Raw genomic sequence first — 21,121 nt, forward strand, 5'->3', positions numbered from 1 at the left:
CCTGCCCTCCACCCCGCCCGAGCTCACCGTCATGAGCAGGACCCCAGTTGGGGGGAGTGGACGGATATATAGCATATGATAGGAGTAAAGTCAAGAACGATTTTGTTCCCGTCCCTTCCCCCTCGCCCCGCGCAGTGGCGAGGAGCTGTTGGGACGGCGCGCTCCCCCATCACCTTGCCCCGGCTTGACCGGGGCATCTTCTTTTGGTCGGAGAAAAGGACCCCCGGCTCGAGCCCGGGGGAGGTGAAATACTGGGGAGCTTGTGGGGGCACACAAAGCTGGATCCCGGCCTTCGCCGGGATGACGGCAAAACATGGGTTTTTGCCGGGATAACGCCAACAGATGCTCACTCGCCTGGTGGACGGCATTCAGGGAAAACGCAAAAAGCCAGCCCGGAGGCTGGCTTCAAAGCGTCCGCGGTGGCGGAAGGCTTAGCCTTCGGCCTTCACCGTGAGAACCTGGCGGCCCTTGTAGAGGCCGGTCTTCAGGTCGATGTGGTGGGGGCGGCGAAGCTCGCCCGACTTCTTGTCCTCGACCCATGTCACGGTCTGCTCATGGTGGCCCGAACGGCGCATGCCGATACGGCTCTTGGACATTTTCTTGCGTGGAACGGCCATTTAAAACTCCATCGGAAAAGGCGCCGGGAACGGCCCACGCCCTTCAGTTGGGGGGCTCATAACCCAGACTAGCGCTCAAGGCAAGTCAGATAGGGGCCCATGCCAGCCATGCGGATGAGAATCCGGTTGGCGACGCCGCGCACCCCCTTGGACGGCTTGCCGGCATTGCGCTTGATGGGGTTCGGCAGCACCGCCGCCAGCAGGGCTGCCTCCTTTTTCGTGAGCTTTTTCGCAGACTTACGGAAATGGTGCTGGGCTGCCGCCTCGGCCCCGTAGACCCCCGGAGCCCATTCCACGATATTGAGGTAGATTTCGATCATGCGGCGCTTGGACCAGACGAAGTCCATCCACAGGGCGAGCGGCATTTCGATCAGCTTGCGGATGGCAAGGCGGCCGTCCCACAGGAACAGGTTCTTGGCCGTCTGCATGGGAATCGTCGAGGCACCCCGAACCGGCGCCTCGTCCTTGTCCATGGCGTCCTCGATCACGCCCTGGAACTCGATCCAGTCCACGCCATTGTGCTCGCAGAAGCGGGCGTCCTCGGAGGAGATGACGGCGCGGGGAAGTGCGGGAGACATGTCATCCAGACTCACCCATTGCTTGTCGATGCCGTTGCCGGACAGGGCGCGCAGCAACATGATGTTGGAAAAGGGCGGTGGCACCACGGCATAGACCAGCGTCATGACAATGGGCCAGGCAACCAGGAAGCCCAGCAGATAGACGCCCCAGCGCAGCCAGCGGTTTTTCGGGAGACGATTTTTCAGGGACCGGCGCATGGGTGGAGGTGGCTCAGGCTCGGGATCGACGGAAGGTGCGGCCTCCGCTTCCACGGCGTGGAACGGTTCCGCTGTCTGAACGGCTGCTGGTTGAGTTTCTTCGGCCATGACCCTAATCAGAAGCGGCCTTAGCACAGGAATTTCGCCTTGTCCTTCCAGGATGCCCTTGCCCGCTGCGCTGCCGAAACCGATGCCATGCTCGACCGGCTTCTGCCCCTTGACGCCTTCCCTGCCCCGCGGGTGACCGAGGCCATGCGCTACTCGGCGCTTGGCCAGGGCAAGCGGCTAAGGCCTTTCCTGGTGGTCGAATCGGCCACCCTGTTCGGCGTGCCGCGCGAACGCGCACTTAGGACTGGTGCGGCACTGGAATGCGTGCACTGCTATTCGCTGGTGCACGACGACCTGCCCGCCATGGACGACGACGACCTGCGCCGCGGCAAGCCCACCGCCCACAAGGCCTTCGACGAGGCGACCGCCATCCTCGCCGGGGACGCCCTGCTGACCTATGCCTTCGAAATCCTGGCTGACGAGGCCACTCATCCAGACGCAGGCGTGCGGGTGGCGCTGGTCTCGAAGCTCGCGAAGGCGGCCGGGGTGGCCGGCATGGTGGGCGGCCAAATGCTGGACATCGAGGCGGAGACGCAGAATGCCGCGGAGCTCGCGCACATCGGGCTCATCCAGTCACTGAAAACGGGCGCGCTGTTCCGCTATGCCTGCGAGGCGGGTGCAATGCTTGGGCAGGCCGACCCCGCGCCACTCATCCGCTATGCGCATAAGATCGGCCTCGCCTTCCAGATCGCCGATGACATTCTCGATGTGGAGTCGACGCCCGAGGCCTTGGGCAAGGCGACGCAGAAGGACAAGGCAATGGGCAAGGCCACCTTCGTGGACCTGCTGGGAATGGACGAGGCCAAGCGTCGCGCGGCGGCGCTGGTGGACGAGGCGGTGGAGAGCCTGGCTGGCTACGGCGACAAGGCCCGCGTGCTGAACGAGGCGGCGCGGTTCATTGTGGAGAGACGGAGATAACATCTCGTCTTCTCCCGTTTCAGCGGGAGAAGAAGGGCCCCGCTGTGAAGCAGCGGGTAGATGAGGGGAAGTGAAGGACGATCGATCGGCACTTCACTTCCCCTCTCCTACCCCAACTGCGTTGGGGCCCCCTCCTCTCCCGCCTTGCGGGAGAGGACGATGACGGGTTACCCCCAGCGGCCCTTCACATAGTCTTCCACGATGGCCTGGAACTGCTCCGAAATATCTTCGCCGCGCAGCGTCATGGCCTTCTTGCCGTCAATGAAGATCGGTGCAGCGGGCAATTCGCCAGTGCCGGGGAGCGAGATGCCGATGTCGGCGTGCTTTGACTCGCCAGGACCGTTGACGATGCAGCCCATGACCGCGAGCGACAGCGTCTCGAAGCCCGGATAGTCGCGCTGCCAGTCGGGCATGCGGCTGCGGACGTAGGACTGAATGTCCTGCGCCAGTTCCTGGAAGGTGGTGGAGGTGGTGCGGCCGCAGCCAGGGCAGGCAATGACCATTGGCGCGAAGCTGCGGATGCCCATTGTCTGCAGGATTTCCTGCGCGACAATCACTTCGCGGCTGCGGTCACCACCGGGCTCCGGCGTGAGCGAGATGCGGATGGTGTCGCCGATGCCTTCCTGCAGCAGCACGCCGAGTGCGGCCGTCGAGGCGACGATGCCCTTGGAGCCCATGCCGGCCTCGGTGAGGCCCAGATGCAGCGCGAAGTCGCAGCGTGCGGCGAGGGAGCGATAGACGGCGATCAGGTCCTGCACCTCGGAGCACTTGGCTGAGATCAGGATCTTGTCCTTCGCGAGCCCCAGTTCCACCGCGCGCGCCGCAGACATGAGGCCGGACTGCACCACCGCCTCGTGCATCACCTCGCGAACGTCCATCGGGTCGGCGGACTTGGCGTTCTGGTCCATCAGTTCGGTCAGCAGCGCATTGTCGAGCGAGCCCCAGTTGACGCCGATGCGCACCGGGCGGTCAAACTTCATCGCCGTCTCGACCATCATCGAGAAGTTGCGGTCCTTCTTCTCCTTGAAGCCGACATTGCCGGGGTTGATGCGGTATTTGGCCAGCGCCTCGGCGCAGGCAGGGTGGTCATTCAGCAGGGTGTGGCCGTTGTAGTGGAAGTCACCCACCAGCGGCACGTTGACCCCCATGCGATCCAGCTTCTCGCGGATATGGGGGACGGCCTTCGCTGCTTCTTCTCGGTCCACCGTGATGCGCACCAGTTCCGAGCCGGCGCGGGCGAGTGCCGCAGTCTGCTGGGCGGTGCCCTCGGCATCGGCCGTATCGGTGTTGGTCATGGACTGTACGACGATGGGGGCACCGCCGCCAACTGTGACGTGGCCTACCTTCACGGGGATGGATTTGCGGCGGTTCTTGATCGCGGAATAGCTCATGGGTGATTAACTGGCCTGAGGACGAAGCAAGGTCAAGACGAAGAGCAGGCCCGCCGAGAGGACGATGGCCGGCCCGGTGATAGCATTGGCGAAGGCGGAGAGCGCCAGCCCCACGACCACCGCCACGCAGGCGATGGCGGCAGAGACCAGCGCCATGGTTTCCGGGCTGTTGGTCAGGCGGCGGGCGGCGGCGGCGGGGATCACCAGCAGCGCTGTGATCAGCAGCAGGCCGACGATCTTCATGGAGATCGCCGTCATCAGCGCGATGAGCAGCACGAAGCCCAGTTCGACGCGCTTGACGTTGATGCCCTCGGCCTGGGCCAGTTCTTCATGCACCGACATGGCGATGAGGTCTCGCCACAGGAATCCGAGGATCAGCAGCACGGCGGCACCCCCGGCCCAGACGACGGAAACGTCCCGCCAGCTGACCGTCAGGATGTCGCCGAACAAAAGGTCCATGTGGTCGCCCGCCGATCCGGTGACGAGGCCCACGGTAACGATGCCGAGCGCCAGTGAGGAATGCGACAGGATGCCGAGCAGCGTATCGGTGGCCAGTATCCGCTGGCTCTTCATCAGCATGAGCAGCAGTGCCACGGCGACGGCGGTGGCCACTGCACCCAATGTGAGGCTGAAGCCGAGCAGCAGGCCGAGACCGACCCCGAAGAGTCCTGAATGCGCCAGCGTTTCGCCGAAATAGGCCATGCGGCGCCACACGATGAAGCAGCCGACGGGGCCTGCCACAGAGGCGATCGCAAGGCCCGCGAGAAGGGCGCGCTGGAAGAAGGGTTGGGTGAGGATGTCAAGCACAGCGGTTAGTGCCGGTGATCGTGGTTGTGATGGTCATGGCCGCAGTCATGGCTTTCGTGGTCATGATCGTGGTGGTGCGTGTAGGCCGCGATCATGCGCGCTGCAGAAGGCCCGAAGAGCTTGGCGAATTCCGGATCCTGCTGCACCTTGGTGGGGCCGCCTTCGCAGCAGACGTGACCGTTGAGGCAGACGACGTGGTCGCTCTCCGCCATCACCATGTGCAGGTCGTGGCTGACCATGAGGATGCCGCAGCCATGGCGCTTTCTGACCTCTGAGATCAGCTCGTACATGCGGGCTTCACCCATGAAGTCCACCGCCTGCACGGGCTCGTCCAGCACGAGCAGCTCAGGCTTCCTGAGCAGGGCGCGGGCCAGCAGCGCGCGCTGCAGCTCGCCGCCGGAGAGGCGCGCGACCTTGGCGTCCTTCAGGTGCGAGATGCCGGTTTCGGCCAGCGCGTCGTCGATCTCGCCTTCGGTGGGCTTCAGCGTCAGCGACAGCAGGCGGCGCACGTCGAGCGGCACGTTGGAGGTGAGCGGGAATCTCTGCGGCACATAGCCGATGCGCAGGGACTTGGAACGAATGATCTCGCCCGAGGTGAGCGGCTGCAGGCCCAAGAGGCAGCGGATGAGCGTCGATTTGCCTGCGCCATTCGGGCCGATGACAGTGACGATCTCGTTGGGGCGCACGTCGAGGTTCACCTTGTCCAGGATGGTGCGGCCACCGATGATGAGCGTGGCGTCGCGGGCGCTGAGGAGTGCGTTGGTGACCTTCAGCATCAGCTTCCCTTCCCGCAGGCGGCGCACAGGCCGGTGAGTTCCACGACGCTGCGATGCACCGCAAAGCCCTGCGAGTTGGCGGCCAGTTGCAGCGCCTCGAACATCTCCGGCGCATCAAGTTCGGCGACGAGGCCGCATTTTTCGCAGACCAGCATGGCGGCGGGCTTGCCCTCATGCGGGTGGGTGCAGGCGATGAAGGCGTTGCGGCTCTCGATCTTGTGGACGAGACCGTGTGCCTCGAGGAAGTCGAGCGCGCGATAGACGGTGATGGGCGCGAGCCTGGGCCCATGGCCCGCCATGCGCTCGATGATGTCATAGGCGCCCACGGCGGAGTGGCTTTCGGCCACGCAGTTCAGGACTTCGCGGCGCTGGCCGGTGAGGCGGGAGCCGCGCCGCTCGCAGGTGCGCTCGGCCCGGGCAAGGAGCTCGGCGGTGCATGTGGCGTGGTTGTGGTGGGGCGCAGGGAAGGCCATGAACGTTATAATATAACATGCTTGCGGCAAGTTCCAGTTCCATCCACCATGCCCACGAAATTTCAGGAGTGCCGCCATGACCGACCACACCCACGGAACCGCCAAGTCCACGGTTTTCATCGAAAATGACCGGGTGATCGTCACAGAATACCGCTTCGCGCCCGGCGCCAACACCGGCTGGCACAAGCATGGCCTCGACTATGTGGTTGTCCCGCTGATGGACGGCAAGGTGCGGCTCGAAACCCCCACCGGCCCGGCCCATGCCGAGATGAAGGCGGGTGTCCCCTATTTCCGCCATGCCGGGGTCGAGCATGACGTGATCAACGCCAACGACACCGAATATGCCTTCATCGAGATCGAGTTGAAGTGAAGTTCCTGGTTCTCAACGCGGGGTCTTCCTCGCTCAAGTTCGCGATGTTCAACGGCAGGCTGGAACTGCTCCTGCGCGGGCAGGTCTCAGGGATTGGCTCCAGGCCGCGGCTCGAGGTCGAGGGCCATCCCGGCCGCGACGTGCCGCATGTGACCAGCCCGAGCGATGGACTTCTGGTGGCGGCCGAGTGGCTGGCGGACAACGGCCATGAACCCTCGCAGTTCGATGGCATCGGCCACCGCATCGTGCATGGCGGCACGCAATATGTGACGCCAACCGTGGTCAACGACGCGATCCAGCAAGACCTCGACGCGCTGCGCATGCTGGCGCCGCTGCACCTGCCCTTCGGCCTGGGCGTGCTGCGCGAGATGCGCCGCGTGGCGCCAGAGGTGCCGAACGTCGCCTGCTTCGACACGGCCTTCCATGCGACCCAGCCGGAACTCGCGACGAGGCTGCCGTTGCCGCGCGACTATTTCGACATGGGCTATAGGCGTTATGGCTTCCACGGCCTGAACTATCAGCACGTTGTGGAGGCGCTGCCGCACGTTTCAGGAAAGCCCCTGCCCCGCCGCCTGCTTGCCGCGCATCTTGGCTCCGGCGCCTCGATGTGCGCGATCTTCGATGGCAAGAGCGTTGCCACCACCATGGGTTTCTCCACCGCCGATGGCCTCGTGATGGGCACGCGAACCGGGTCCATCGACCCCGGCGTGCTGGTGGCGCTGATGCGCGACGAGCACATGAGCCTCGACCAGCTGGAAGACCTCCTCTACCGGAAGAGCGGCCTGCTCGGCCTCTCCGGCATATCGGCTGACATGCGCGTGCTGCTGGCCAGCGACCGCACCGAAGCGAGCGAGGCGGTGGACTATTACTGCTATTCCGCCGCGCGCCATGCCGCATCGCTGGTGCCGGCGCTCGGCGGCGTTGATGCCATGGTGTTCACTGGTGGCGTGGGCGAGAATGCCGAGGCGGTGCGCGCCCGCATCATGGGCCACCTCAAATGGCTGGGGATCGGGCCGGAGAATGTCTATGTCGTTCCCGCCAACGAGGAGTTGACGATCGCGCGCGGCGTGAAGGAACTGGTCTAGCTCATCGCCAGAAGCAACGCGCCGGTGGCGACGATATCATCCACAGTGGCCCCGCGCGACAAGTCCGAGACCGGCTTCGCGAAGCCCTGCAGCACGGGGCCCATGGCCTGTGCACCTGCCAGATATTGCGTGAGCTTGTAGGCGATGTTGCCGGCGTCGAGATCCGGGAAGACCAGCACATTGGCGCGGCCTGCAACGTCACTCGGTTCCTTCAGCTTCTTTGCGGCGACGATGGGTGACAGTGCGGCATCGCCCTGCAATTCGCCGTCGATCTTGAGATGCGGCGCCTTCGCCCGGGCGATGCGCAGGGCCTCGACAACCTTGTCGGCATCCGGATGGCTGCCGCTGCCCTTGGTGGAAAAAGAAAGCAGCGCCACGCGCGGCTCCTCGCCCAGAAAGCGTGCGGCGCTGGCGGCGGAGGCGATGGCAATGTCGGCGAGTTCCGCCGCGTTGGGCTGGATGTTGACGCCGCAGTCGGCGAATACCAATCGCCGGTCAGGCCATTGCATGAGGAAGAAGCTCGACGGCGTTTCGATTCCCGCCGCCGGGCCGATGGTCATCAGCGCCGCCTCGATGACGCGCGCCGTGGGATTTGCAGCGCCCGCCAGCATGGCATGTGCTTCGCCTGTGGCAACGGCAGCACCCGCACGATAGAGAGGCTTCCTCAGCAAGCGCACCGCCATGGCGTCCGACATCTTCTCGCGCCGGGCCTGCACAAGGGCGACATGCGCCTGTGTCGCAGCCGGCACATCATCGGCGCCGAACACGATCGGTTCGGCCAGGCCTTCGCGGCGAAAGCGCTCGGCGGCGGCCCTGATCCGCTCGTCCTCGCCCTCTGGCATCACAAGTTTCAGACCTCTGCCCTTGATTTTGGCCTTGGCTTCGTCAATCACGCTCATCAGGACTCTCTTTCCGGTAGGTGGCCATGTCAGCAGAAGAAAAGATCGAAATCCACCGCGGCCTGAAAGGCGTCTATTTCGAGCGCTCGGGCACCACATTCATCGACGGCAAGGCAGGGGAGCTGCGCTATTGCGGCTATTCGATCCACGGTCTTGCACAGCACTCGAGCTTCGAGGAAACGGCCTACCTGTTGCTCAATGGCGAATTGCCGACCGCAGCCCAGCTTGCCGAATTCGACGCCCGGCTGAAGGCGGCGCGCAAGCTGCCGAGGGAAATCCTGACGATCATCGAGACGGTGAAGCAGTCACACCCCATGGACGTGCTGCGCACCGCCGTTTCGGCACTCGCGGGCTTCGACCCCGCCGCCTATGACAATTCGGTGGAGGCAACCCGCGACAAGGGCATCCGCCTTGCCTCGCAGGTGCCGATGATCGTGGCCGCACATGAGGCGATCCGCAACGGCAGGCCGGTGCCGGAGCCTGACATGGCACTGTCGCACGCCGCCAACTTCCTGTGGATGATCACCGGCCGCAAGCCCTCCATCGAGGGTGCGCAGCTGATGGATCGCGACCTGATCCTCCATGCCGAGCACGGCAGCAACGCTTCCTCCTTCACCGCACGCGTGGTGATCGGAACCGAGGCCACGCTGCATGCCGCAATGACCTCGGCCATCGCCGCACTTTCGGGCCCCGCCCATGGTGGTGCAGCCGAGGACGTGATGCGCATGGCGCAGGTGATTGGCGAGCCAGAAAATGCCGCGGCGTATGTGAAGGCCAAGCGAGCAGCCGGCGAGGCCGTCACGGGCTTCGGCCACCGCGTCTACCGCACCGAGGACCCGCGCGCGCGGCACATGCGTGACGGAGTCGAGACGCTGTCCCGCGAAATGGGCGAGCCCAAGTGGTTCGCCATCCTGCAGGCGGTTGTGGACGCCATGAAACCCTATGCGCGTTTCGGCGTGAACGTGAACGTCGATTTCTACTCGGGCGTCATCTACTACCTGAATGGCATCGCGCCCGATCTCTTCGTGCCGATCTTCGCGGTGGGCCGCGTGCCGGGCTGGACGGTGCAGTGCATCGAGCAGCTGCAGAACAACATCCTCATCCGTCCGCTGACGCTCTATGACGGGCCGGAAGCGCGCGACTACCTGCCGATGTCACAACGCTGAACGAGGCTGAAGCAATCCTGATCAGCTGGACGGCTTGCCCGTGAGCGCGGCATCGAGCTTGCGGTCGCGGCCATAGATGTCCGGCCGGAATTCGATGCTGCCGCCATCGCCCTCATAGGCGGTGGCATAGATCAGGTGGATGGGGATGTGCTGGGGAAGCGACACGCGCGTGGTCTTGCCACCAGCGAAAGCGGCATCAATCTTCTGCTGCGGCCAGCCGACGACATCCCCCACCAGGTGATCAGCCAGGTCCATCGGCCGCGACACGCGGATGCAGCCATGGCTGAAGGCGCGCGTGGTGGCGAGGAACTTGTCCTTGGCCGGCGTGTCGTGGAGGTAGATGTTGTAGGGGTTGGGCAGCATGAACTTCACCTTGCCCAGCGCATTCTTAGGGCCCGGCTTCTGGCGGAAGGTGAAGGGGAAGTTGCCCTTGCCATAGGCGTTCCAGTTGATGCCGCTCCACGAGGTGAGCTTGCCGTTCATGAACACTTCGAATTCAGCGGCATAGGCAGAGGGGTTGCGGCGCAGCTTCGGCAGCATCTCGCCGGTGGCGATGGAATAGGGCACCGTCCATGTCGGGTTGATTTCGACATATTCCAATTCGTCGGAAAACTCGGGCGTCTGTGTGGCGACGGCCCCCACCACAACGTCCATGCGATCGATGATATCCTCGTTCTGGACTTCGTTGAGTTCAAAGGCCGCCAGGTTGACCATGTAATGGTGATTGCCCAGATCCTCCGGCATCCAGCGCCAGCGTTCCATGTTGAGCATGACCTGGCGGGCACGGTCGGTTGGCGGCACATTGAGGGCAAGGATCGTCTGCTTTCCGATCAGGCCCTTGGCCTCGAGGCCGTTGCGCAGCTGGAAGCTGCGCACCGCCAGGACGGTGGAGGAATCATAGACGTCACCGTCGTCATCACCGCCGCCGGGATGATCGCCCGTGAGCATCAGCCTTTCGCGAATCGCAGGGATACGCGGGTCGCTGTCGCCCGGCTTGATGTCGCCGGCCATGGTGATCGGATCCCAATCGACTGACTCCGACATGGCGCGGTAGAGCGACAACATCTTCTTCAGCGCCTGGTAATGCGGGTTGTGGGACTCGAAGGTATCGAGGAAGTCGCCCGGATCAGCCTGCCCGGCAAAGCCCGTCATGATGGCCAGAACGTCGACGGTCTTGCGATTACGGAAATTCTTGGGGTCCACCTTCTGCGGGGTGAGGCGACCAATCTTCAGGTCGGTGGCATAGTTCACGAAGAAGGCCGTGTAGAACAACTCAGCGAGAGCCGCGCTGTCGGCATCCGCCGGGTCGATGGTGTCGCGCAGTTCGATCAGGGCATCGATTGGATAGTCGGCGGGGTTCAACCCATCATCACCCGCATCGGAAAGTCGCTGCAGGAAGGGCGTCATGCGACCGGTGCCGATCCAGTAGACCGGCGCCTGGTCGCGGATGTAGTGCGCGATCAGTGCGGGACGAATGCGTTCCAGCGGCAGCGGCAGGCGCTCCTGCCCGTTCAGCACATCGGCAATCGCCGCCTGCACCTCCGGAGCTGGTGGCGTGGCGGGTGCGGCATAGGCGGTGGCGGCAAAACCTGCCCACAGCAGCATTGCAAGGATAAGTCTCGTCGCCGTCCGCATCTGTCGTTGGCCCTTATACGTTGAGCAGAAGGTATTCGCGTTCCCAGGAACTGATCACGCGGCGATAGTTCTGCATCTCCTCATACTTCACGTCGTTATAGGCCTCGCAGAACTTTTCGCCCAGCACCTGCTTCAAGGGTTTCGTATAATTAAGCTTGTCCAGGCTCTCGTCGAGGCTGATCGGCAGGGTGTGAGCATAGCGGTATGCCGAACCGGTGACAGGTTCCGACGGCTTGATTCGCTCCATCATGCCAAGGTAGCCGCAGGCCAGAGAGGCCGCGAAGGCGAGATAGGGGTTGGCATCCGCGCCGGGCACGCGGTTTTCAACGCGGGTGTTGCTGGGGTCTGACGACGGCACGCGCAGCGACACGGTGCGGTTGTCGATGGCCCAGTGTACGTTGGTCGGTGCATCCGACTCCGGCACAAGGCGACGGTAGGAGTTGACGTTCGGCGCGCACAGCGACAGCGCCGCCGCGAGATAGCGCTGCAGGCCACCAATGTGGTTCAGGAACACCTTGGAAGGCGTGCCATCCTTGTTGGCGAAGATGTTCTTGCCGGTCTTGATGTCCATCACCGACTGGTGGATGTGCATCGAGGAGCCCGGCTCATTCTCATGCGGCTTCGCCATGAAGGTTGCATACATGTCATGCTTCAGCGCGGCCTGTCGCACCGTGCGCTTGAACAGGAACACCTGGTCGGCGAGCTCCAGCGGGTCGCCGTGGTTGAAGTTGATCTCGAGCTGAGCCGGGCCGCTTTCGTGGCTCAGCGTGTCGACGTCGAGTTCCTGTGCCTCGCAATAATCATAGATGTCCTCGACGATCGGGTCGAAGTCGTTGGCGGCGTCGATGCCATAGGCCTGGCCGCCCGGTTCCTTGCGGCCCGAACGCCCGACTGCGGCATCGAGCGGATAATCGGGGTCGATGTTCTTCTTGACGAGGTAGAACTCGAGCTCAGGCGCCACGATCGGCTTCCAGCCCTTCTCCTTATATGCCTGCAGCACGCGCTTCAACACGTGGCGCGGCGAGATCAGCACCGGCTCGTCATCGAGGTGGAATGCATCGCAGATCACCTGCGCGGTCGGCTCCTGGTACCACGGCACGAAGCGGATCGTGTCCGGGTCGGGCTTCATGTAGATGTCGATGGCGCTGTCGGACACCGCACGGGTGTCCTGCGTGTAGCGGCCGTTGATCGTCAGCGTGAAGACTTCTTCAGGGATGCGCAGACCGCGGGAGCGGTTGCCGGAGAGAAATTTCTTTGGCGGAAGAATCTTGCCGCGCGCCGTGCCGTTCATGTCGGCCACGAGGCATTCCACCTCGCTGATCTTGTGCTCGTGCAGCCATTCCTCAAATCGCGATTGGGTCATGATATTCCAAGGATTGTTGAAACAACCCAATGTAGCGCGGATGCTTGACCAAACAAAAGGGGGGCCGCTAAACCCTTTGCATCATGTCGAAATCCATTTTCGCCCCCAGCTATTACCAGGCCACCGCAACCACCTCACCCGCTTACCCCCCGCTCAAAGGCGAAATTTCCGCCGATGTGTGCATCGTGGGGGCCGGTTATACGGGGCTTTCTGCGGCCCTGGAGCTGGCAGAAGCCGGATACAGGGTTGTGGTGCTGGAAGCTGAAACCGTCGGCCACGGAGCTTCCGGGCGCAATGGCGGGCAGATCTGCACCGGCTTTTCCTCCGGTCAGGACAAGATCGCAGCACAGCTGGGCAAGGACGATGCCCGCAAGTGCTTCGCCATCGCGGAAGAATCGAAACGCCTGCTGGTGGACCGAATCAGGCGCTACAACATCGACTGCGACATCAAGTGGGGCTACCTGCATGTGCTGCCCAAACCCAACCGCATGGATGAGCTCAAGGCATGGAAGGACGAGTGGGACGCACTCGGCTACACCGATACGCAGATCCTCGACACTGCACAGCTCGCGGACAAGCTCGGTACGCGGCATTACCACGGCGCCCTGCGCGAGGGCGGTGCCGGCCATTTCCATCCGCTCAACTATTGCCTGGGCCTTGCCCGCGCGGCGGCGGAAGCGGGCGCGGTTGTGCATGAGCACTCACCGGCTATCGAGGTGGACACGGGTTCCAAGCCCTTCGTGCGCACTGCCCATGGCAAGGTGAATGCGCGTTTCGTGATCATCGCCTGCAATGCCTATCTGGGCCGGCTGGTGCCGAAGCTCTACGGCAAGGTGCTGCCGGTGACGAGCTACATCATCGCCACCGAGCCGCTGGGCGAGAACCGCGCCCGCGCGCTCATCCGTGACGGTGAGGCCGTGGCTGACACCAATTTCATCGTTGATTACTTCCGTGTCACCTCCGACACGCGCATGCTGTTCGGCGGGCGGGCGAGCTACACCACCATGGAGCCTGCGCACCTCGCGCCCGACATGAAGAAGAGCATGGTGAACATCTTCCCGCAGTTGCGTGACGCGAGAGTGGACTTCGCCTGGGGCGGCTACATCGCCATCACAAACAACCGCATTCCGGACTGCGGACGCCTCAGCTCCACCGCCTATTATGCCCACGGCTACTCGGGCCAGGGCGTGGCGCTGGCCGGCATCTACGGCAAGCTGATGGCCGAAGCCATCCGCGGCACGGCAGAACGTTTCGACTTGCTGTCGCGCGTGCGGCACTATCCTTTCCCCGGCGGCCCGATCCGGGTTCCGCTGCTCGCAGCGGCCATGCTGTATTACCGAATGAAGGACGCATTGAGCTGATGAGCAAGCTGTTCTCGCCTGTCACCTATCGTGGCATGACCCTCAAGAACCGGGTCATCGTCGCACCGATGTGCCAGTATTCGGCAAAGCATGGCATGGCCAATGACTGGCAACTGGTGCACCTCGGCCGCTTTGCGCTGGGTGGCTTCAGCCTCGTCATCGCCGAGGCGGCGGGGGTGCTGCCTGAAGGCCGCATTTCCTATGCCTGTCTGGGCCTATGGGATGACGCCCAAATCGCACCGCTGCAGCTTATCGTGGATTTTCTGCACCAGAACGGCGCCAAGGCCGGCATCCAGCTGGCCCATGCGGGGCGCAAGGCGAACTCGCCCATTCCGTGGCGCGGCGGCTTCAACGAGACGGAGGCAGAGAAGGCCGCACTCGGCTTCGAGTCATGGGCCTCTGTTGCACCATCGCCTGAGCGGCACACGATGTCCTATCCGGTGCCGGAAGGGCTCGACGTGGCTGGGCTCACGCGCACGCGTGATGGCTTCGTGGCCGCCACGAAGCGCGCGGAAGAGGCAGGCTTCGACATGATCGAACTGCATTCGGCGCACGGCTATCTGCTGAACCAGTTCCTCTCCCCCGTCGCCAACAAGCGCACTGACACTTATGGCGGCAGCCTCGAGAACCGCATGCGCTTTCCGCTCGAAGTGGCGCGCGCGGTGCGTGCGGCGTGGCCGAAGGACAAGCCCGCCTTCGTGCGCATCTCGGTCACCGACTGGATCGACGGCGGCGTGACGATTGACGACAGCGTGGCCTATGCCCGGGAGCTCAAGGCCATCGGCTATGATGTGGTGCATTGCTCGTCGAGTGGGTTCGATGGCGCCACGATCCCGGTGGGACCGCTCTACCAGGTGCCTCTGGCAGAGGCCGTGCGCAAGGGCGCCGACGTTGCAACCGCCGCCGTGGGCCTCATCACCAAGGCCGAGGACGCCGAGAGAATTCTGGAGAACGGCCAGGCTGACCTGATCGCCTTGGCCCGCCAAGCGCTGGACGACCCAAACTGGCCGCTCCATGCCATGCGCGATCTGGTTGCGGGCGACACCTACGGAAACTGGCCGCTGCAGGCCGGTTACGCGGTGCGCAACAAGGACCGCGCGCTAGGAACCGCTCGCTGAGGACTATTCGGCAAGCGGTGCGGCGCGGGCGCCCTTCTGCCAGGCCTTGAGGCAGAGATATTCCATGATCAGTGACGCGGCCGCCAGCGAGGTGATGTCGGCGTGGTCATAGGGTGGTGACACTTCCACGACGTCCATCGCCACGAAGTTGATGTCCGTCAGCTTGCGAATGACCGCAGCAGCCTGGTGATAGCTGAGACCACCGGGAATCGGCGTGCCCGTGCCGGGCGCCACGGAGGGATCGAGGCAGTCGATGTCGAAAGTGAGGTAGGCCTTGTTGGCGCCCACCACCTTGCGGATGATGTCGGCCAACTGCGCAGGCGTGCACTCATGCACCTCGTCGGCATAGACGATCTTGAAGCCATAGGTGCGTTCGCCCGCGAACACTGTGCGGATGCCGATCTGGACCGACTTCTTCGGGTCGATCAGGCCTTCCTTCACCGCGTAGCCGAACATGGTGCCATGGTCGATGCGGCCGCCATCATCGGGCTCGACGTCCCGGTGGGCATCGAAGTGGACGAGCGAGAGGGGGCCGTATTTCTTGGCATGCGCCCGGAGGAGCGGATAGGTGACGTAATGGTCGCCACCCAGCGAAATCATCTCGGCGCCGGACGAAATGATCTCCGTGGCGTGGTCCTCGAGGCGCTGGGGGAAATTCTCCTTGCGGCCCCAGTCGAAGAAGCAGTCGCCATAGTCGATGACGGCGAGCGTGTCGAAGGGATCGAACTTCCACGGCCAGAACGGGCCCCAGGCATTCTCGGCGGAAGCCTTGCGGATACCTTCCGGCCCCATGCGCGTGCCGGAACGGTGCGAGACAGCCTGGTCGAAGGGAATGCCCGTGACGGCGATGTCCACACCGTTGAGGTCTCGTGAATACTTGCGACGCATGAAGGAGAGTGCGCCGGCATAGGTCGGCTCCCACTGCGTGCCCTTGAGGCTCTCGCGGCGAAATGCGCTATCACCCGGGAACGGGCCGTTGGGGTTCATTTCGAGCGACATGACGACTACTCCGTAAGGACGATTGAATCTTCGGATGCCCAGGACACCCAGACGCTTTGGCCGCGTTCCACGCCGGAGCCACCCAGACGCGTGTCGTTCTGGACGTTGACCGACAGGTCGAGCCCGTCGGCTGCCTCGATGACGACGTGGCTCGTGTCGCCATAATAGGCGACGTCGCGCACCTTGCCCTGAACCCGGATGGCGGTGGAGGGTTCCGAGGTGGCGATCTTGAGCTTCTCCGGGCGCACCGCGACGGCCACCTGGCCGCCGACCAGATTGTCGCTGGCCAGTTCCATGCGGCCCACGCCCTTCAGCTCGCAGTCGATCTTGCGGCCAATCTGGCGGTGCACGCGGGCCTCGATGAGATTCACCTTGCCGATGAAGTCGGCGACGAAGCGCGTCTTGGGCTGTTCGTAGAGCTCGGTGGGTGTCGCCACCTGTTGGACCGCACCACGGTCCATGACGGCGATGCGGCTCGCCATGGAGAGGGCTTCGTCCTGGTCATGGGTCACGATGATGAAGGTGATGCCGACGGTTTCCTGAAGCCTCGTCAGTTCCATGCGCATGTCGTCACGCAGCTTGGCGTCGAGTGCGGAGAGCGGCTCGTCGAGCAGCAGCACCTTTGGGCGCTTGACGAGCGCGCGGGCCAGCGCCACGCGTTGGCGCTGGCCGCCCGACATCTGGTCAGGCTTGCGTTTGGCGAGGGCTGTGAGCTTCACCATCTCCAACGCCTCGCCCACGCGGCGCTTGATTTCATCAGAAGCGACACCCGTCACCTTCAGGCCATAGCCCACGTTCTGTTCCACCGTCATGTGCGGGAACACCGCATAGGACTGGAACACCATGTTGGTGGGCCGCTTGTTGGGTGGCGTATAGGCCATGTCCTCGCCGCCAATGATGATCTGGCCACCAGTCGGCGTCTCGAGTCCGGAGATCATGCGCAGCAGCGTGGTCTTGCCGCAGCCCGAGGGCCCCAGCAGCGCAAAGAACTCGTTCTGGGCAATGTCGAGCGAGACATTGTCCACGGCAGTGACGCCGCCGGGGAAGGCCTTGGTGACGTTGCGGATGGAAACGATGGAGTCTGACATGATGTTCAACCCTTGTCCGCCTTGGGCGGCGCCTGGAGCTTCATTGCGAGGACGGTGGCAACCACGGTGATGACGATCAGCACAGTGGAGGCCGCGTTGATTTCCGGCGAAACGCCGCGGCGAACCAGCGAATAGACCTTCACCGGGAAGGTGACCGTTTCCGGTCCCGAGGTGAAGAAGGTGATGACGAAGTCATCGAGTGACAGCGTGAAGGCCAGCAGCGCGCCGGCAATGAGGCCGGGCTTCATGAAGGGCACGATGATCGACCAGAAGGTCTGCCATTCGCTGGCACCAAGGTCCTTGGAGGCCTCTTCAAGCTGGCGGTTGAAGCCGACGAGCCGCGAACGCACGACGACAGCCACGAAGGGGAAGCAGAAGGTGACATGCGCAAAGATGATGTTGCCGAGGTTCAGCGGCCACGGGAGGGCGACGAAGAGCCCCATCATGCCGGAACTCACGAAGAACAGCAGCAACGCCACGCCCATGCAGATTTCCGGGATGACGATGGGCAGCGCCATGAAGCCTTCATAGGCACCCTTGAAGGGAAATCGGAAGCGCCACATCAACAGCGCCGTGAGCGCGCCGAGCACCGTCGCGATGACCGTGGCGATCACGGCAATCACCAGAGAGTTGGTGAGCGCCTCGATCAGCGAGGCGTTGTTCCAGGCCTTTGTGTAATTGTCGAGCGTGAAACCACGCCAGACGACGCCGCGCTTGTCGGTGTTGAAGGAGAAGGCGACGAGCGTGATGATCGGCGCATAGAGCACGAAGAAGATGGCAGCGAACAGCACCTTGAGCCAGGTGCGGCTGCCATAGTCGAGGGGCCCCTGCCCCGGTTTCAGCTGGGCGGCCATCAGACGTCCACTCCCTTGCTGCGCAGTGTGAAGAGATAGCGCAGCGCCAGCGCGCCGAAAGTGGCGTACATCAGCAGGAAGGACAGCGCCGAGCCGAAGGGCCAGTCATTTGCCGCCTTGAACTGGCGTTCGATGACGTTGCCGATCATCAGCGCATTGGCGCCGCCCAGCAGGTCCGGCGTGAGGAAGGACCCCAGGCACGGGATGAAGACGAGGATGATGCCGGAGATGATGCCGGGCATGGTGAGCGGCACGGTGACGCGCATGAAGGTCTGGAACTGCGAGCCGCCAAGATCGAGGCTGGCCTCGAGGTAGGATTTGTCGAGCCGCTCGATGGTGGCATAGAGCGGCAGCACCATGAAGGGCATGTAGACATAGACGAGCCCGAAGACGACGGCGAAGTTGTTGTAGAGCATCTCGTAGGGGCCAAGGCCCACCCAGCCCAGGATCTTGTTCAAATAGCCTTGCGTTCGGAACACCGCGATCAGCGCATAGGTGCGGATCAGCAGGTTGATCCAGAAAGGCAGCACCACGAGCAGAAGCAGGAGCGGCTTCCACTTGTCCTTGGCAAAGCAGATGCCGAAGGCGATGGGATAAGCCGTCAGCAGGCACAGCGCGGTGGCCAGCGCGCTGATCCAGACCGACTTCCACATGATGCCGAGGTAGAGCGAGTCGAAGGCACGGATGTAGTTCGTGAAGCCAGTCAGATAGTCATAGCCGGTGATCGACACCTGACCATCGACCATGGCCTTGTCGCTGAACGACATGACAAAGAGGAAGCCAAGCGGAATGATGAAAAAGGCCAACAGCCACAGCGACGGAGGTATCCCCAGGGTCCAGAAGACCCGCGGGTTCTGCTTCCAGTTCTCCAAGATGCGTTCACTCCCCCAGTGTCGTCTTATTTGAAGCTACCCCAGCACGGCACGCCACGGCAACCCCGGCTATAGCCGCGACAACGCCCTGTCGATGGCGGCAACCGCGAAATCCGCATCAGCGCGGCTGAATACGATGGGCGGCCTGATCTTCAGCACATTGCCCGATTTTCCCTCACCGCCGATCAGCGCACCCTCATCCCGCACCAGGTTCAGGAGACGGTGCATCACGTCGCCAGCGGGCGTCTTGGCCGCACGGTCATGCACCAGTTCCACGCCCGTGGCGAGGCCAACCCCGCGCACGTCGCCGATCAGCGCATGCTTCTGCTTGAGGTCCGACAGGCCCAGGCGGAAGTAGGCGCCAACGTCATGCGCGTTTTCCACCAGCTTTTCGTCCCGGATCACGTCCAGCACGGCCATGCCGGCCGCGCCGGCAACGTTGTTGCCGCCGAAGGTGGAGAAGAATGGTCCGAATTGAAGGAAGTGTGTCAGGATCTCGGGGCGGGTGATGACCACGCCGAGGGGATAGCCATTGCCGGCCGGCTTGCCGATGGTGATGAAGTCCGGCACCACGCCATGGTGGCGGTGGCCCCAGAAGCTCGGCCCCATGCGGCCAAAGCCGGACTGCACCTCATCCGCGATGAACAGTCCGCCCGCCTTGCGCACGCGGGCGACGATACCCTGCAGATAGCCCGCAGGCGCATCAAGCACGCCGTTGGTCATGAAGGCGGAGTCAACCATCGCGGCGGCAACGCCGAGACCCTTTTCCTGAAGGTCGGCGATCAGGGGATCGGCCAATGCCGCATAACGTTCGCCGACATCGGCGTGCTCAGCATCGTAAGGGCCGCGATAGACGTCGGGCGCTGGCAGAAGACGGATGTGCGGTGCGTTCCAGTGCGGCCCGGAGTTCGAAGGCGAGAAAGCGTCGATGGACTCGCTCACGCCGTGATAGGCAAAGTCCATGCACAGGCCGCCCGTATGGCCGGTGAAAGCCTTGGCCATGCGCCAGGCAAGGTCATTCGCCTCGCTGCCGGAATTGACGAAGGTAACGGAGGTGAGCCCCTCGGATGCCAGCGCCGCGAGCCGCTCGGCATATTCGATGGCCTGGTCGGTGATGTAGCGCGTGTTGGTGTTGAGCGTGCGCGCCTGTCGCGCGATGGCCTCGGCCACGTAAGGGTGAGCATGGCCCACATGCGGCACGTTGTTGTAGCAGTCGAGATAGCGGCGACCGTCGGAGGCTGTGAGCCACACGCCGTCGCCCTTCACGATGTGCAGCGGCGGATCATAGAACACATAGAGCTTCTCGCCCATCACCTTGCGGCGGCGCTCGATCGCTTCGGCAGCCGTGCCTGCGTGATGCACGGGGACTGCGGGGAAAGCCGCGGCCCGGCGGATGAGCCCGCGCAGCTTGTCATGCCCGATGCGGCGCATTTCGCGGATCATCGGCATGCTGCGGCTGTTGAAGGTCTGGAAATAGTCCTGCGAGGCAATGCCGTTCGAGGCCTTCAGCGCATCGATGAGCGGGGTCATCAGCAGGCGGACGTCAATCAGGTCCACCAGCGCATCGGCCTCCGCCTCCTCGAGCGGCGTCACGCTGCGGTAGCCGCGCACCAGCTCGAAGAGGGTGTCCGCAACGTCTGCCGCAGGTGTCAGGAAATCGCCCGCAGCGTTCGCAAGGTCGAGGATCAGGGGCCCGTGCACCATGTCGCCGAAGTCGATGATGCCGGTCACCTTGCGCCCGTCATCGACCAGCACATTATGGGGATGGACGTCGCCATGGATGATCTGGCTGCGCATGCGGCGCAGTGCCGGGGCCGTGACGGCCTCATGGCGCGCGAGAATTTCGATGGCAAGTGGGCGGTCTTCCTCCGGAAGATTGCCAACTTGGGCAGCAAGCCGCAGCACGTGGCGCGTGTCCCAGACAAGGTCACGCTCCGCCGGGGCACCGTTGACGAAGCCGCGCAGCGCCACGCCGAGGCGTGCCAATTGACTCGCGAGGTCGAACAGGCCGCCGCGCCCGAGTGTCTCGCCGCCCAGCACATGGCCCTCGAGCCATGACAACACCATCACCGGATAGTCCGCGCCCTCATGCGTGATGCGTGCCAGCGGTTCGCCGCTGCGCGCGCGGATGAGGCGCGGCAAAGGCAGAGCGGGATCGGCTTCGGCAATATGCTCAAGGCCCAAGGCCTGGCACAGCAAGATCGCGTCACCCTCGGCCGGATGGCAGACCTTGAAGGTGGCGCTTACGCCGTCAGCGCCAAGGACACGGAAATTCTGGTCGCGCTCGCCTTCAAGCGCAGACCACGCGCCGCTGAGGCCGTAGGTCCGCGCAGCAAAAGCCTGAAGCACCTCAAGCGGCAGGGCGGGCGGTCTCAGGGTGTTGAGCATGTTGCTCCTGCTTTCCAAACGAAACGGGGCGGCCCCTTGTGGTGGCCGCCCCGGAAC

At 63.7% G+C, this 21,121-nt stretch carries 20 protein-coding genes; 6 read left to right on the top strand and 14 right to left on the bottom strand.

Translation table 11 applies throughout. From position 1 onward, the window contains the following. Positions 1-431: 431 nt before the first annotated feature. Entirely contained in the window at positions 432-617 is a 186-nt protein-coding gene (gene rpmF / locus WCJ41_RS09050; RefSeq protein WP_336905526.1) for a 50S ribosomal protein L32, read from the bottom strand. 68 nt (positions 618-685) lie between these two features. After that, a complete protein-coding gene (gene mtgA / locus WCJ41_RS09055; RefSeq protein ID WP_336905527.1) occupies positions 686-1,501 on the bottom strand; it encodes a monofunctional biosynthetic peptidoglycan transglycosylase in 816 nt (271 codons plus the stop codon). A gap of 39 nt (positions 1,502-1,540) precedes the next feature. On the opposite strand from mtgA, the gene WCJ41_RS09060 reads away from it, so the two are divergent. After that, positions 1,541-2,419: a polyprenyl synthetase family protein gene (locus WCJ41_RS09060; protein ID WP_336905528.1), complete on the top strand. Its 879-nt coding sequence runs from the start codon at positions 1,541-1,543 to the stop codon at positions 2,417-2,419. A 167-nt stretch (positions 2,420-2,586) separates the two neighbouring features. On the opposite strand, the gene ispG is transcribed toward WCJ41_RS09060, so the two are convergent. From ispG to WCJ41_RS09080, 4 genes are read right to left on the bottom strand one after another with little or no spacing between them, the layout of a single operon-like run. Beyond that, on the bottom strand, positions 2,587-3,810 hold the full coding sequence (ispG, locus tag WCJ41_RS09065; RefSeq protein ID WP_336905529.1) for a flavodoxin-dependent (E)-4-hydroxy-3-methylbut-2-enyl-diphosphate synthase: 1,224 nt from the start codon (positions 3,808-3,810) through the stop codon (positions 2,587-2,589). 6 nt (positions 3,811-3,816) lie between these two features. After that, on the bottom strand, positions 3,817-4,617 hold the full coding sequence (locus tag WCJ41_RS09070) for an iron chelate uptake ABC transporter family permease subunit (RefSeq protein WP_336905530.1): 801 nt from the start codon (positions 4,615-4,617) through the stop codon (positions 3,817-3,819). A 5-nt stretch (positions 4,618-4,622) separates the two neighbouring features. Further along, a complete protein-coding gene (locus WCJ41_RS09075; protein ID WP_336905531.1) occupies positions 4,623-5,393 on the bottom strand; it encodes a metal ABC transporter ATP-binding protein in 771 nt (256 codons plus the stop codon). Next, positions 5,393-5,866 carry a transcriptional repressor gene (locus WCJ41_RS09080; RefSeq protein ID WP_336905532.1) on the bottom strand — a complete coding sequence of 158 codons (474 nt, stop codon included), beginning with the start codon at positions 5,864-5,866 and terminating at the stop codon, positions 5,393-5,395. The genes WCJ41_RS09075 and WCJ41_RS09080 overlap by 1 nt, the downstream gene beginning before the upstream one ends. A 76-nt stretch (positions 5,867-5,942) precedes the next feature. Between WCJ41_RS09080 and WCJ41_RS09085 the strand changes: the two genes are divergently transcribed. Together WCJ41_RS09085 and WCJ41_RS09090 are read left to right on the top strand one after the other, a co-directional pair. Further along, a complete protein-coding gene (locus WCJ41_RS09085; protein WP_336905533.1) occupies positions 5,943-6,236 on the top strand; it encodes a cupin domain-containing protein in 294 nt (97 codons plus the stop codon). Beyond that, positions 6,233-7,321, top strand: coding sequence for an acetate/propionate family kinase (locus WCJ41_RS09090; RefSeq protein ID WP_336905534.1), 1,089 nt, complete (start codon positions 6,233-6,235; stop codon positions 7,319-7,321). Before WCJ41_RS09085 ends, WCJ41_RS09090 begins: the two co-directional genes overlap by 4 nt. On the opposite strand, the gene WCJ41_RS09095 is transcribed toward WCJ41_RS09090, so the two are convergent. Continuing rightward, on the bottom strand, positions 7,318-8,220 hold the full coding sequence (locus WCJ41_RS09095; protein WP_336905535.1) for a phosphate acyltransferase: 903 nt from the start codon (positions 8,218-8,220) through the stop codon (positions 7,318-7,320). The two genes, WCJ41_RS09090 and WCJ41_RS09095, sit on opposite strands and share 4 nt — an antisense overlap. A gap of 26 nt (positions 8,221-8,246) precedes the next feature. Between WCJ41_RS09095 and WCJ41_RS09100 the strand changes: the two genes are divergently transcribed. Then, positions 8,247-9,386, top strand: coding sequence for a citrate/2-methylcitrate synthase (locus WCJ41_RS09100; RefSeq protein ID WP_336905536.1), 1,140 nt, complete (start codon positions 8,247-8,249; stop codon positions 9,384-9,386). A gap of 21 nt (positions 9,387-9,407) precedes the next feature. Here the strand turns inward: WCJ41_RS09100 and WCJ41_RS09105 are convergent, their stop codons facing one another. Together WCJ41_RS09105 and WCJ41_RS09110 are read right to left on the bottom strand one after the other, a co-directional pair. Next, positions 9,408-11,021, bottom strand: coding sequence for a L,D-transpeptidase family protein (locus WCJ41_RS09105; protein WP_336905537.1), 1,614 nt, complete (start codon positions 11,019-11,021; stop codon positions 9,408-9,410). Positions 11,022-11,034: 13 nt separating this feature from the next. Then, positions 11,035-12,384 carry a glutamine synthetase family protein gene (locus tag WCJ41_RS09110; RefSeq protein ID WP_336905538.1) on the bottom strand — a complete coding sequence of 450 codons (1,350 nt, stop codon included), beginning with the start codon at positions 12,382-12,384 and terminating at the stop codon, positions 11,035-11,037. An 83-nt stretch (positions 12,385-12,467) separates the two neighbouring features. Between WCJ41_RS09110 and WCJ41_RS09115 the strand changes: the two genes are divergently transcribed. Together WCJ41_RS09115 and WCJ41_RS09120 are read left to right on the top strand one after the other, a co-directional pair. Beyond that, positions 12,468-13,745, top strand: coding sequence for an FAD-binding oxidoreductase (locus tag WCJ41_RS09115; protein WP_336905539.1), 1,278 nt, complete (start codon positions 12,468-12,470; stop codon positions 13,743-13,745). After that, on the top strand, positions 13,745-14,863 hold the full coding sequence (locus WCJ41_RS09120) for an NADH:flavin oxidoreductase/NADH oxidase (RefSeq protein WP_336905540.1): 1,119 nt from the start codon (positions 13,745-13,747) through the stop codon (positions 14,861-14,863). The genes WCJ41_RS09115 and WCJ41_RS09120 overlap by 1 nt, the downstream gene beginning before the upstream one ends. 3 nt (positions 14,864-14,866) lie before the next feature. Here the strand turns inward: WCJ41_RS09120 and speB are convergent, their stop codons facing one another. From speB to WCJ41_RS09145, 5 genes are all read right to left on the bottom strand, one after another. Next, positions 14,867-15,862: an agmatinase gene (gene speB / locus WCJ41_RS09125; RefSeq protein ID WP_336905541.1), complete on the bottom strand. Its 996-nt coding sequence runs from the start codon at positions 15,860-15,862 to the stop codon at positions 14,867-14,869. A 5-nt stretch (positions 15,863-15,867) separates the two neighbouring features. Continuing rightward, the gene (locus WCJ41_RS09130; protein WP_336905542.1) at positions 15,868-16,950 is read right to left on the bottom strand and encodes an ABC transporter ATP-binding protein; all 1,083 of its coding nucleotides are present in this window, start codon (positions 16,948-16,950) and stop codon (positions 15,868-15,870) included. 5 nt (positions 16,951-16,955) lie between these two features. Beyond that, a complete protein-coding gene (locus WCJ41_RS09135; RefSeq protein WP_336905543.1) occupies positions 16,956-17,804 on the bottom strand; it encodes an ABC transporter permease in 849 nt (282 codons plus the stop codon). Next, positions 17,804-18,676, bottom strand: a complete 873-nt coding sequence (locus WCJ41_RS09140) for an ABC transporter permease (protein WP_336905544.1) — start codon at positions 18,674-18,676, stop codon at positions 17,804-17,806. Before WCJ41_RS09140 ends, WCJ41_RS09135 begins: the two co-directional genes overlap by 1 nt. A gap of 69 nt (positions 18,677-18,745) precedes the next feature. Beyond that, the gene (locus WCJ41_RS09145) at positions 18,746-21,064 is read right to left on the bottom strand and encodes an aminotransferase class III-fold pyridoxal phosphate-dependent enzyme (RefSeq protein WP_336905545.1); all 2,319 of its coding nucleotides are present in this window, start codon (positions 21,062-21,064) and stop codon (positions 18,746-18,748) included. Positions 21,065-21,121: the final 57 nt, after the last annotated feature.

This window comes from Aestuariivirga sp., assembly GCF_037139295.1.
In the GTDB taxonomy this organism is placed as follows: Bacteria; Pseudomonadota; Alphaproteobacteria; order Rhizobiales; family Aestuariivirgaceae; genus Aestuariivirga.